The 12,996-nt window shown below is 71.5% G+C and carries 9 protein-coding genes; 6 read left to right on the forward strand and 3 right to left on the reverse strand.

The genetic code is table 11. From position 1 onward, the window contains the following. Positions 1-135: 135 nt before the first annotated feature. From BLT82_RS12900 to BLT82_RS12925, 6 genes are all read left to right on the forward strand, one after another. Complete coding sequence (locus tag BLT82_RS12900; RefSeq protein ID WP_093654089.1) at positions 136-1,236, forward strand: LacI family DNA-binding transcriptional regulator; 1,101 nt, start codon at positions 136-138, stop codon at positions 1,234-1,236. 95 nt (positions 1,237-1,331) lie between these two features. Then, positions 1,332-2,276, forward strand: coding sequence for a bifunctional helix-turn-helix transcriptional regulator/GNAT family N-acetyltransferase (locus tag BLT82_RS12905; RefSeq protein WP_093654091.1), 945 nt, complete (start codon positions 1,332-1,334; stop codon positions 2,274-2,276). Continuing rightward, on the forward strand, positions 2,273-3,055 hold the full coding sequence (locus tag BLT82_RS12910; RefSeq protein ID WP_093654093.1) for a sugar phosphate isomerase/epimerase family protein: 783 nt from the start codon (positions 2,273-2,275) through the stop codon (positions 3,053-3,055). The genes BLT82_RS12905 and BLT82_RS12910 overlap by 4 nt, the downstream gene beginning before the upstream one ends. 204 nt (positions 3,056-3,259) lie before the next feature. Further along, positions 3,260-3,745 (forward strand): hypothetical protein, encoded by a 486-nt coding sequence (locus tag BLT82_RS12915; protein ID WP_093654095.1) that lies wholly within the window; start codon positions 3,260-3,262, stop codon positions 3,743-3,745. Positions 3,746-4,309: 564 nt separating this feature from the next. Further along, positions 4,310-6,139 carry a glycoside hydrolase family 3 protein gene (locus BLT82_RS12920; RefSeq protein WP_093654097.1) on the forward strand — a complete coding sequence of 610 codons (1,830 nt, stop codon included), beginning with the start codon at positions 4,310-4,312 and terminating at the stop codon, positions 6,137-6,139. Between the two features lie 112 nt (positions 6,140-6,251). Further along, positions 6,252-6,869: an LppU/SCO3897 family protein gene (locus BLT82_RS12925; protein WP_093654099.1), complete on the forward strand. Its 618-nt coding sequence runs from the start codon at positions 6,252-6,254 to the stop codon at positions 6,867-6,869. Between the two features lie 113 nt (positions 6,870-6,982). On the opposite strand, the gene BLT82_RS12930 is transcribed toward BLT82_RS12925, so the two are convergent. The 3 genes from BLT82_RS12930 to BLT82_RS12940 form a co-directional block, all read right to left on the reverse strand. After that, the gene (locus BLT82_RS12930; protein ID WP_093654101.1) at positions 6,983-8,437 is read right to left on the reverse strand and encodes a S28 family serine protease; all 1,455 of its coding nucleotides are present in this window, start codon (positions 8,435-8,437) and stop codon (positions 6,983-6,985) included. 100 nt (positions 8,438-8,537) lie between these two features. Continuing rightward, a complete protein-coding gene (locus BLT82_RS12935) occupies positions 8,538-8,918 on the reverse strand; it encodes a hypothetical protein (RefSeq protein WP_093654103.1) in 381 nt (126 codons plus the stop codon). Between the two features lie 208 nt (positions 8,919-9,126). Next, on the reverse strand, positions 9,127-12,942 hold the full coding sequence (locus BLT82_RS12940) for an ABC transporter ATP-binding protein (RefSeq protein ID WP_167746000.1): 3,816 nt from the start codon (positions 12,940-12,942) through the stop codon (positions 9,127-9,129). Positions 12,943-12,996: the final 54 nt, after the last annotated feature.

Below are 12,996 nucleotides of genomic sequence, written 5' to 3' on the forward strand. Positions count from 1 at the left end.
GGTGCCTCCATGTCTCCCCGATTGCTCGAAACGGCGGCGAAACGGTTATAGCAAGCGCTTTCTACAAGCTATGACGCTAGCCTGCGGACAGCAGCCCGGACAAGGACCCGGCCGGATCTCCCTCGGAGGAAAGCGATGACAGTCACGCTGGCTGATGTGGCGGCTCGCGCCCGGGTCTCCCCGGCGACCGTCTCCCGGGTCCTCAACGGCAATTACCCGGTCGCGGCGTCGACCCGGGAACGGGTGCTGCGCGCGGTGGACGACCTCGACTACGTCCTCAACGGGCCGGCCAGCTCGCTCGCCGCGGCCACCTCCGACCTGGTCGGGATCCTCGTCAACGACATCGCCGACCCGTTCTTCGGGATCATGGCCGGCGCCGCCCAGACCGCGATCGGCGAAGGCGCCTCGGGCCGGGCGGGCGGCGAGAAACTGGCCGTGGTGTGCAACACGGGCGGCTCCCCCGAGCGCGAACTCACCTACCTCACGCTGCTGCAGCGGCAGCGTGCGGCCGCCGTCGTCCTCACGGGCGGCGCGCTGGAGGACCCTGACCACATCACCGCCATGACGGCCAAACTCGGCAAACTCGCAGATGCGGGAACCACGATCGTGCTCTGCGGTCGCCCACCCGTGCCCGGGGGCGCCGTCACCGCCACGCTCGCCTTCGACAACCGGGGCGGCGGGCGGCGGCTCGCCGAACACCTGATCAGCCTGGGGCACCGGCGGATCGGGTACGTCGCGGGTCCCGGGGAACGCACCACCACACGGCACCGGCTCGAAGGCCATCGCGCGGCGCTCGAGGCGGCGAGGGCGGCCGACGCCGCGGGCGGAGGCGCGGGGGCGGCGGGATCCGTGCCCGAGGATCAGGAGCGGCTGACGGTCCACGGGCTGTACGACCGGCGCTCGGGCTACGACGCCACGCTCGAACTGCTGCGTCGCGATCCCGACCTGACGGCGATCGTCGCGGCCAACGACACCGTGGCACTGGGTGCCTGCGCGGCGGTGCGCGATCTGGGCCTGCGCATCCCGGAGGACGTCTCGGTGGCCGGATTCGACGACCTGCCGTTCTCTGTGGACGCGGTACCGGCGCTGACGACGGTGCGACTTCCGTTGTACGAGGCGGGGGTGCGCGCGGGCCGCCTCGCGATGGGCAAGGAGGCTCCGCCGCCGGGCGGCATCGCGACGATCGGCGCGGAGCTGATGGCGCGGGCGTCGACGGCGCCGCCGCGCAAGGGCTGAGCCGCGGAGGACGCGGGAGTTTTCCACAGGCCTTGCCGGTCGTCACACACCGAACCTAGCCTTGACTCAGTCAAAGGAAAGTTCGGGGGTCCGTCATGACCGTCCAGGAGATCCGCGCCTTCAACCGCTTCTACACCAATCTCATCGGGGCGCTCGACTACGGCAAGCACCTCTACACGCCGTACACGCTCACAGAGTCACGGGTGCTCTACGAGCTGGCCCACGCGCCGCGGACCGACGCCGCCGACCTCCGGCTGGAGCTGTCCCTGGACGCGGGCTATCTGAGTCGGCTTCTGGGCAAGTTCGAGCGCGACGGACTGGTCGAACGGGGCCCGTCGGAGGAGGACTCCCGCCGGCAGCGCATAACGCTGACCACACGCGGACGCGAGGCGACGGCCCTGCTGGACGAGCGTTCCCGGGAGGCCGTGGGCAGGCTGCTGGCCGGCGTGCCCGCGGAGGAACAGCCGCGACTGACCGAGGCCATGCGCACCGTGCGCGACATACTGGGCGAGCTCCGGCCGGACCGGCGGCGACACGGCGAGGGGCCGGTGCTGCGCGACCCCGTGCCGGGCGAGCTGGGCTGGATCGTCCAGCGGCACGGCGCGCTCTACGCCGCGGAGTACGGCTGGAACGCGGACTTCGAGGGGCTGGTCGCCAGGATCGTCGCGGACTTCGCCCAGGACCACGATCCGCACCTGGAGCGGGTGTGGATAGCCGAGCTGGACGGCCGCCCGGTCGGCTCCGTCATGTGCGTACGGGACGAGACGCCGGCGACCGCCCGGCTCAGGCTGCTGCTGGTGGAGCCCGACGCGCGCGGCCACCGCCTCGGGGAGCGGCTGGTGGGGGCGGTCGTGGATTTCGCCCGCGAAGTGGGGTACCGGGAACTGGTGCTCTGGACCAACGACGTCCTGACCGCCGCCCGAAGGATCTACCAGCGTGCCGGTTTCACGCTCGTCGCGGAGAAGCCGCACCGCTCCTACGGGGCCGACCTGGTCGGCCAGGACTGGCGACTGTCCCTCCAGGAAGGAACGCCCAAGTGAAATTCGCCTTCTCGACCCTCGGCGTCCCCGGAACGCCCGTACCGGAGGTGGCCGCCCTGGCCGCCTCGACCGGCTGGCACGGCGTGGAGCTGCGCACCCACCCCGAGGAGCCGGTCAATCTGACCATGGGAATGCGCGAACGGGCCGCGGTGGTCGACGAGTTCGCCCGAGCAGGCGTGGAGATCGTGACGGTCGCCGGCTACGCGCAGGTGGCGGCGGCCGGCGACGAGACCGTCATAGGCGAGGAGCTGGCGGAACTGGTATGGCTGGCACGCGACTTGGGGGCGTCGTTCGTCCGGGTCTTCCCCGGGGGCGGCGACCAGTCCCGGGAGACGGCGGATGCGACGGCGGCCCGGCGGCTCGCCGCGGCGGCCGAGACCGCCGCCGACCTGGGTGTGCGCATCCTGCTGGAGACCCATGACTCCCATCGCACGGGCACCGCGGTCTCCCGCGTCGTGGGCCAGGTCGGGCACAAGCACGTGGGGGCCATGTGGGACGTGCTGCACCCATGGCTGGAGGAGGAACCCCCCGTCACCACCCACGCGGCGCTGGGACCCTATCTGGGCTGCGTCCAGGTCAAGGACGTCGCCTCGGCAAAGGACCTCACCCCGCTTCCACTGGGCGCCGGGATACTGCCTCTCGGGGAGTGCCTGGCGCTCGCGGGCGACGACGGCTGGGTGTGCTGGGAATACGAGAAGCGCTGGTACCCCGACGCGGCGGAGCTGCCGGGGATACTCGCGGCGGGTCGGGCGCATCTGGAGTCCCTGGTTCGCTCCTGACCGTTCCGGGCCGCCCCTGAGCCCGACCGCTCCCGTACCGGGCCGCCCCCCGTGCCGGAGGGTGGCGCCCGACCGCGCCGGACCGGGCGGGGGCCGGAGGAGGGAGGGGCACCGCAGCCGTCGGGCGCAGGAGAGATCACCGGACGGTCCGTCGCAGTAGGCTGAGGTTCATCGGCAACCGTGTGGAGCTGATGGAGACCGCCCATGAGCCGGCACCCTCAGGACCCGAACGCCCAGCCCCGGAAGTCCCGGAACCCGGACGCCCGGAAGGGGCAGAACCCTGACGCCCATGACCGGACGTGTCAGGACCCTGTCGTCACGGACTGGAGCCACGGCGACCGCGTCGTCCGCTGGACGCACGGCGATCGGACCGTGCGGAAGGACTTCGCAGGACCGACCCAGGCCGCGCTGGCGTGGAACGGCCGGGTGCTCGTGGTAGAGGCGCTGGACGACACCCCGTACACGCCCACGGACAACGCGGTCGTGTACGAGGCGGACGGGACGGAACTGGTCCGGCTGGCGCCTCCGCGGGATCTGGTCGCCGAGCCGTCATGGGTGTTCGGGTTCTTCACGGCGCACCTGGACGCGCAAGGGCGCCCGGTGCTGGTGGTCGCCACGCAGGTCGGCGACTTCTGGGGGCATCCGGATCTGGCGGCGGGCACGGTCGTGGACGTGCAGGAGTGGCGCTGAATCCATGAGCGCCCACCGCCCCGTGGCACGGGGGTCGCGAGACGGCGAACGGGACGGACATGACGGGGCGGCGCCGGAGCGGACGGACACGACGACGGTGCCGGAGGGGGCGCGGTGGCCTCGGAGGAGGACGGGGCGCAACGCGGGAGGGGTGGCGTCGCAGGTCGGAACCACTGTGCCCGTGGTGAAGCCGGGAAATTCCTCACGGTTGGGGAACCCATGACACGGGCCGGGCGTCCAAGTGCCGTGCCGCGGACGAGTCACCGCAGAGCGGCGTCGTCGGCCTCGTTGCTGGCTGCGATCGCTGACTCCCTCCCTGGCCGCTTGCGGCCCGCGGCACGCCGCCACCGGTGCGCCCCCTCCCAGCTCCGGTGGCGGCCCCTCTCCCCCGCGCCTTCCCGGCCACACTTCTCTGCCGTTCTCCCCTCCCCTCGCCCGTACTTCCCCTCCCCCGTACCTCGGTTGCCGCCTCGGACGCGCGTCCGTCCGGCCGAATCCCTTGACTGGCAGTTACTTTCCGGATATCCGTGACCCTTGGAAGTTTCCTTCAGGGAAGGAGCACCAGTGCCCGACCGGACCACCCCGTCCAGACGTTCCGTTCTCGCCGCCACCGCCGTCGGTGCCGCGGCCGTAGCCCTCGCCTCCACCCCCGCACACGCGGGCTCCGCCGACCGCAGGGCCACCCGTGCCCGTCTCCAGCGGCTCATCTCCCGGATGAGTCTGGAGGAGAAGGTGGGACAGCTCTTCGTGATGCGGGTGTACGGGCACTCCGCCACCGCACCGGACCAGGCCGACATCGACGCCAACCTCAAGGAGATCGGCGTCCGTACCGCTGCCGAGCTGATCGAGCGTTACCACGTCGGCGGCATCATCTACTTCGTCTGGGCCCACAACACCCGCGACCCACAGCAGATCGCCGAGCTTTCCAACGGCATCCAGCGGGCCGGACTCGCCCAGTCCACCCCCATCCCGCTGCTGATCTCCACGGACCAGGAGCACGGCATCGTCGCCCGCGTCGGCAAGCCCGCCACCCTCGTGCCGGGCGCGATGGCGCTGGGGGCCCACGGATCCCGTTCCGACGCCCGAGAGGCCGCCCGGATCGCTGGCACCGAACTCGCCGCCATGGGCATCCGGCAGAACTACGCGCCGGTCGCCGACGTCAACGTCAATCCGGCCAACCCGGTCATCGGAGTACGGTCGTTCGGCTCCGACCCGCAGGCCGTGGCCGGGCTGGTCGCCTCCCAGGTGCGGGGCTACCAGGGTGCCGGGATCGCCGCGACGTCCAAGCACTTCCCGGGACACGGGGACACCGTGTCCGACAGCCACTACTCGCTGCCGACGATCCACCACACCCGCGAGGAGTGGGGCGAGCTGGACGCCCCGCCGTTCCGGGCCGCCATCGCCGCGGGCATCCGCTCCATCATGACCGCGCACATCGTCGTCCCGGCGCTCGACCCGAGCGAGGACCCGGCCACGCTCTCCCGCCCCATCCTCACGGGGATACTGCGCGAGGAGCTCGGCTACGACGGAGTCGTCGTCACCGACGCGCTCGACATGGCGGGCGTTCGGCAGAAGTACGGCGACGACCGGGTTCCGGTGCTCGCACTGAAGGCCGGCTGCGACCAGTTGCTGAACCCGCCGAACCTGAGCGTCGCCTGGAACGCCGTCCTGCAGGCCGTGCGCAGCGGTGAGCTGACCGAGCAGCGTATCGAGGAATCGATCCTGCGCATCCTGCTGCTGAAGACCGAACTGGGGCTGTTCCGGAATCCGTTCGTCACCCGCGAGGGCGTGGACCGCACCGTGGGCAAGCGGTCCCATCTGGCAGCCGCCGACCGGATCGCCCAGGAGACCACCACCCTGCTCGCCGATCCGGCGGGTCTGCTGCCGCTCGCCCGCCGCAGTCACCGCAACGTGCTGGTGGTCGGTGCGGATCCGGCATCCCCGTCCGGGACCACCGGACCCCCGACCACCACGCTCGCGAAGGCCTTCACCGAACTGGGCTTCACCGCCACGGCGCTGTCCACCGGCATCACCCCCACGGCCGCCAAGATCGAGGAAGCGGTGGCCGCGACGGCCGGGAAGGACGTCGTGGTCGTCGGCACGTACAACGTCTCGGCGAGCAGTCCGCAGCGGACCCTCGTCTCCCGGCTGGCGGCCACCGGCGTCCCGGTGGTCACGGTCGCCATCCGCAATCCGTACGACATCGCACAGCTGACGGACTCCGGTTTCGCGGCCTCGCTCGCGACGTACAGCTGGACGGACGTCGAACTGCGGGCGGCGGCACGGGTGATCGCGGGCCGGGCCGAACCGGGGGGCCGGCTTCCCGTACCGGTGCAGCGCGCCGACGACCCGACGCAGGTGCTGTACCCGGTCGGACACGGCCTGGGGTATTAGCGCGGCACTCCGCGCCACCGGCGCACCACCCTCATGCGACCGAAAGCCCCCCGCTCCCCTGGCGTGCGCCCGTCCCCGCGGGCCACGCTGGAGCGAGCGAGCAGGGGGATCCATGCGTGTACGGCGTCTCTGGGTGGGTGTGGCCTGCGCGGTGCTCGTCTCCTGCCGGCCCGCCTCGGGCGACGCCGGGAGCGAGGTCTCCCGGGGGCCCCGGGAGACCTCGGCGACGATGCGGTCCGCGCACGGGCCGCTGTTCCTCGGTCCGGGAGACTGCAGCGGCCGGGGCCGGGCCGATGTGCGCGAGGTGCCCTGCGCCAGTGAGAAGGCGGTGGCGCGCGTGATCGCCCGCCACGACGGACGGCAGGCGGACGGGCCGGCCTGCCCCTCCGTGACGGACTTCGTGCTGCACATCTCGGAGCACCGGCCGGCGTTCGACGAGGACGGCGACGGTTCGGTGCCGCGGGGCTACGCCTGCATGCGCAATCTGGAGCCGCCGCACCCCGGCGACCCCGGCGGCGGGGGCGGTCCGCACACGGTCGTCGGCGACTGCCTCCGCGGCTCCCGCGCGGGGCAGGTGAAGGAGACCGCCTGCGACGGGTCCGGCGGGCGTCGGCCCGAGTTCAGGGTGGCGTCCGCCGTGGACGAGCGTGCCCAGTGCCCGCCGTCGACGGACCTGTTCGTGGAACTGCCCGCGGGGAAAAAGCCGGTGGGCTGCGCCCGTCGCCTCTGACTCGGCGAATCCCGAGTCGTCGGCGACGGCCACAGCCCACCGGTCGCGGTGAACGGCTCACGGCCCACCGGTCACGGTTCGCTGGTCCCCGGTCGCGGTGAACTGCCCGCCGGTCACGGACGCAGCGCCGGCTCCCGCTCGATGTCCTGCTGGTCGAGCTTCGTGTCGGGCTTCGTCAGACGCTTCGCCTTGGCCGGGTCCTCCTGGACGGCGGCCGGGGCGACGCCCGCCCACTCCAGGATCCTGGCGGTGGCCTTCGCCCGCTGGTCCGCCTTCAGACCGGCGACGTTGGCACCGTGGTTGGCACCGGGAGCGGTGAAGACATAGCTGTCACGGGCGCCCTTGCCGAGCCGGAACGGTTCGGCACCCCACGGGTCGTTCTCGCCGTACACGAACAGCATCTGCCGCGCGTGGTGGCGGACCCAGCTGTCCACGTCGTCCATCACCCACGGCTTGAAGCGCATGGGGATGTCGCGCGGCACGAAGTTGCGCGGCGCCTGGTACCCGTAGCGGCTCAGGCCCTTGAGGTGGGGCAGCTCGATGGCCGGAGCGCCCAGCTCGGTGCCCGCCTGGTAGTAGTACGGCGTGTACGGCTCCAGGCCCTGGTCGGTGTAGAAGGAGAAGCCGGAGATCGCGTCGACGCTGTCCCAGATCTCCTGGTCCGAGGCGGTGGCGGCGGCCGGGATCGACTCGCAGTCGGCGGCCAGGCTGTACTGCCAGAACGCCCAGGTGTAGTCGAGGACCACGGCCTCGAAGGCCTTGTCGAGCGAGCCGATCGTCTTGAAGGTGTAGCCGTTGTCGGCCGCGTACTTGGTGTACAGCGCCTCCAGCGCATCACGGCGCACGAGCGCCTCGCGCTGCACCGCGTTCAGCCTGTCGCGGCACTCGGCGGTGCCGACCTTCTCGAAGAACCGGTCGTAGGCGGAGTCCTCGTTGTTGTTCACGTCGTTCGGGGCGACGTAGGCGACGACACCGTCCATGTCCCGCGGGTAGAAGCGCTCGTAGTACGTGGCGGTCATGCCGCCCTTCGAGCCGCCCGTGGCGATCCACTTCTTGCCGTAGATCTTCTTCAGCGCGGTGAAGACGCGGTGCTGGTCGCTGGCGGCCTGCCAGATGTCGAGCTTGGACCAGTCGGCCGGGTCGGGCCGCGACGGGCTGAAGTACCGGTACTCCAGGTCCACCTGGTTGCCGTCGACGATCTGGGTGGGCTCACGCCGGCGCGGGGTCGTACCGACGTTGTAGCCGCTGGTGTAGAAGACGGTCGGCCGGCTGGTGTCCTTGTGCAGCACGGTGATGCGCTGCTTGAACGTGCCCTTGGACGGGCGCCGGTGATCGACCGGCTGGGTGTAGTTGAGGACGAAGTACCGGTAGCCGGTGTACGGCTTCTCCTCGATGAGGCTCATCCCCGGGATCGCGAGGATCCGGTCCTTGATGTCCTGGGACGTGACGCCCTTGGACGCCGCGGGTGAGCCGATGGCGGGTTCGGCGGCGGTGGCCGCGCTCGCCGTCGTCCCGGCGCCGCCTATGAGCACCACGAGCGACAGCAGCCATCTCAGTGTTTTCCGCATGCACACACTCCCCTTGGTTCACAGCGGTCGCGGTGAACCTAGCGGGGGCAATGCTCATATGGCCAGGGTGAGTTGAACGGGAGTACGGAAACCGGCACTCTCAGCAGAGGATCCAGCCGGTCGAGGCCCGCTTTCCGGCGACGGCACCCGACACCCGGACGCAGCGGTTGAGGGCGTGCACGGTGACGGGCCCCGCCTGCCGGGTGAACCGCCCCTTGTCGACGGCCGCGCGCCCGCCGCGCGGCTGGAGGGACACCGACATCGACCGTACGGCGCCGGGCCGTTTGGCCACGGTGAGGGCGCAGACGTACTGCCGCTTCTTGTAGATGCGCAGTTCTCCCGTCGAGAACCCGACCGCCTTCGCCGGACGACCGGAGCAGACGGATGCGGCCTCCGCCCGCTGGACCGCCGGTCCCGTCACGGACACGGCACCGACGACCGTGAGCACAGTGAGTACGCGCCTCAGCAGCTTCCCGAACACGCTTGCTCCCCTCCCGCACCAAGCCGTACTGACGTACGACGCAGCCGGGGCCCGGACGGTTGCCGTCCGGGCCCCGGCGAGCGGGATCGGCCACGGGAGCCGGCGAGATCCGGGCCGCCCGGAGCGACTCACCCACGGCCGGGGGGCGGCTCCGCTCACGACCGGCCGCTCAGGACCCGGCCGGGCCGTACCGCTCACGACCGGCCGCTCAGGACCGGGCGGGGGCGGGCGCCTCCTCGCCGATGAAGGTCCGCCACAGTGCCGCGTACTGCCCGTCCCGCGCGAGCAGTTGGTCGTGCGTGCCGTCCTCGACCACCCTGCCGTGGGCCATGACGACCACCCGGTCCGCGCGGGCGGCGGTGGTAAGGCGGTGCGCGACGACCAGGGTGGTGCGGCGGCCGGTGAGCCGGTCGGTGGCGTGGTTCACCTGCGCCTCGGTGGCCAGGTCGAGCGCGGCGGTCGCCTCGTCGAGCAGCAGTACGTCCGGGTCGACCAGTTCGGCCCGGGCCAGGGCGATGAGCTGGCGCTGGCCGGCGGAGAGATTGCGGCCGCGTTCGGCGACCTCGTGGAGGTAGCCGCCCTCCAGGGTGGCGATCATGTCGTGGGCGCCGACCGCACGGGCGGCGGCCTCCACCTCCGCGTCGCTCGCTCCCGGACGCCCGTAGGCGATGGCGTCACGGACCGTGCCGGAGAAGAGGTACGCCTCCTGCGGCACGACCCCGAGCCGGTGCCGGTAGGCGGTGAGGTCCAGGTCGCGCAGGTCGGTGCCGTCGACGGTGACGCGTCCGCTCGTCGGGTCGTAGAACCGCGCCACCAGCTTGACCAGTGTGGACTTGCCCGCGCCCGTCTCGCCGACGAACGCGACCGTCTGTCCCGCGGGGATCCGCAGGTCGACGCCGGCGAGCGCCGTCTCCCCACCGCCCGCGCCGCCCCCGGCGCCTTCGCCCGCGTCGCCCCCGTACGCGAAGGAGACGTTCTCGAAGGCGATGTCACCGCGCAGCGAGAGCACGTCCAGGGGCTCGCGTGACTGCTTCGTGGATGTCGGCTCCCGCAGCAGTTCCTGGATCCGGCCGAGCGACACGGTGGCCTGCTGGTAGCCGTCGAAGACCTGGGACAGCTGCTGCACCGGGGCGAAGAACAGGTCGATGTAGAGCAGATAGGCGACGAGCGCGCCCGTGGTGAGCGTGCCCGCCTCGATCCGGCCCGCACCCACGATCAGCACGGCCGCCACGGCGACGGAGGACAGCAGTTGCACGAAGGGGAAGTACACGGAGATCAGCCACTGGCCGCGCACCCGCGCCTCGCGGTAGCTCTCGCTGCGCTCGGCGAACCGCCGGTTCCCGGACCCCTCGCGGCGGAACGCCTGCAGGATGCGCAGTCCGCTCACCGATTCCTGGAGGTCGGCGTTGACGACGCTGATCCGCTCGCGTGCGAGCTCGTACGCCTTCACCGACCGGCGGCGGAAGAAGTACGTGCCGACGATCAGGACGGGCAGTGTCGCGAAGACCACCAGGGCCAGCTCGAGGTCGAGCGCGACGAGGGCGACCATGATTCCGAAGAAGGTGACGACGGAGACGAACGCGGTGACCAGACCGGTCTGCAGGAAGGTCGAGAGCGCGTCGACGTCCGTGGTCATCCGGGTCATGATCCGGCCGGTCAGCTCGCGCTCGTAGTAGTCGAGGCCGAGCCGCTGGAGCTGGGCGAAGATCTTGAGCCGCAGGGCGTAGAGGATCCGTTCGCCCGTACGTCCCGTCATCCGCATGGCGCCGATCTGGCCGGCCCACTGGACGAGCACGGTCAGCAGCGCCAGGGCGGAGGCGACCCAGACCGCGGTCATCACGGCCTGCTCGACACCCTCGTCGATGCCGTGCCTGATCAGCACCGGCAGCAGCAGACCCATACCCGCGTCGACGGCGACGAGCAGCAGGCTGAAGAGCAGCGGCAGCCCGAAGCCGCGCAGCAGCCTGCGCAGGTCGTAGGTGTCCTCCGGGGTCACCGCGCGGACCTCGTCGACCTGCGGGGTGTCGTCGGCCGGAGGCAGCGCCGCGACCTGGGCGAGGAGTTCAGGGGTGGCGCCCGCCGCCTCGTCCTCTTCCTCCTCTTCCTTGCGGACCCACAGCGGGGGCGTGATGCCCCGCTCGGCGTCGAACTCGGCGTCCATCTCGGCGCGGAGGGTGCGGTCCTCCGGGATCTCGACGGGGAGGCTGTGGCCCGGGGAGACCCCGCCCATCTCGTCGGGGTCGGTGAGCAGGCGCCGGTACAGCGCGGACCGTTCCTGCAGTTCCTCGTGGGTGCCGATGTCGGCGAGCCGGCCGCCGTCGAGGACGGCGATGCGGTCGGCGAGACCCAGGGTGGACCGGCGGTGGGCGATCAGCAGGGTGGTGCGCCCGGCCATCACCCCGCGCAGGGCCTCGTGGATCTCGTGCTCGACCCGGGCGTCGACGGCGGAGGTGGCGTCGTCGAGGAGCAGCAGCCGGGGGTCGGCGAGGATCGCGCGGGCGAGGGCGATCCGCTGGCGCTGGCCGCCGGACAGGGTGAGCCCCTGCTCGCCGACCTTGGTGTCGTAACCGTTCGGCAGCTCACTGATGAAACGGTCCGCCTGTGCCGTTCGCGCGGCCTCGGCGATCTCCTCGTCCGTCGCGTCGGGCTTTCCGAAGGCGATGTTGGAGCGGACGGTGTCGGAGAACAGGAAACTGTCCTCCGGTACGAGCCCGACGGCGGCCCGCAGCGACTCCAGGGTGAGCTCGCGGACATCGTGGCCGCCGACGAGGACCGCGCCGTGCGTGACGTCGTAGAAGCGCGGCAGCAGCAGCGAGACGGTGGACTTGCCGCTGCCCGAGGAACCGACGACGGCGACGGTCTCACCGGGCCGGATCTCCAGGGAGAAGCCGTCGAGGACGCGCCGGGCACCCTCCCCGTCGCCGTAGGAGAAGCCGACGTCGTCGAACTCGACGGTCGCCGGCGCGTCGGCCGGGAGCTCCTTGGTGCCGTCCCCGATCGCCGGCTCGGTGTCGATCAGCTCCAGGACCCGCTCGACGCCGGCCCTCGCCTGCTGGCCCACGGTCAGCACCATGGCCAGCATCCGCACGGGTCCGACGAGCTGCGCGAGGTAGGTCGAGAAGGCGACGAAGGTACCGAGGGTGATCTGTCCGCGCGTGGCGAGCCATCCGCCGACCGCCAGCATCGCCACCTGCCCCAGCGCGGGCACGGCCTGGAGGGCCGGGGTGTAGATCGCGTTCAGCCTGACCGTGCGCAGCCGCCCGGCGAAGAGCGTGCGGCTGACGTCCCTGAGCTTGCCGGTCTCCTGGTCCTCCTGGCCGAAGCCCTTGACGACCCGCACTCCGGAGACGGCACCGTCGACGACCCCGGCGACGGCTGCCGCCTGCTGCTGCGCGTACCAGGTGGCGGGGTGGAGCCTGACCCGGCTGCGTCTGGCGATGAACCAGAGGGCGGGGGCGACGGCCAGTGCCACCAGGGTGAGCGGCGGCGACAGCCAGGCCATGACGCCGAGGGACACGAAGAAGAGCACGAAGTTCCCGATGGTCATCGGGAGCATGAAGAGCAGGCCCTGGATCAGCTGGAGGTCGCTGGTGGCGCGGCCGACGACCTGGCCCGTGGACAGCTCGTCCTGGCGGCGCCCGTCGAGCCGGCTGATCGTCCGGAACATGTCGGTGCGCAGGTCGTGCTGGACGTCGAGGGCCAGCCGCCCGCCGTAGTAGCGGCGTACGTAGGTGAGCACGTAGACGATGACCGCCGCGCCGATCAGCAGTCCCGTCCAGACGGCCAGTGACCGTGAGTGATCGCCGATGACGTCGTCGATCACGACTTTGGTGATCAGCGGGACGATGGCCATGACCGCCATGCCGGCCAGTGACGAGCCCAGTGCGAGCACGACGTTCCGCCGGTACCGCCAGGCGTAACCGGTCAGTCTCCGTGCCCACGATCGCTCTGCCGCCGCCACCAGCTGCCTCCCCGTCGTCCTGTTCTGCCGGAAGGCACCAACGCGGGCCGGGCGCGATTTCATCCCGCCGCGACACGGCCGGACGAAAGAACGGTCCCTGGTCCTAGGACCGGGGAC

The sequence above is a fragment of the Streptomyces wuyuanensis genome (assembly GCF_900103455.1).
GTDB lineage: Bacteria > Actinomycetota > Actinomycetes > Streptomycetales > Streptomycetaceae > Streptomyces > Streptomyces wuyuanensis.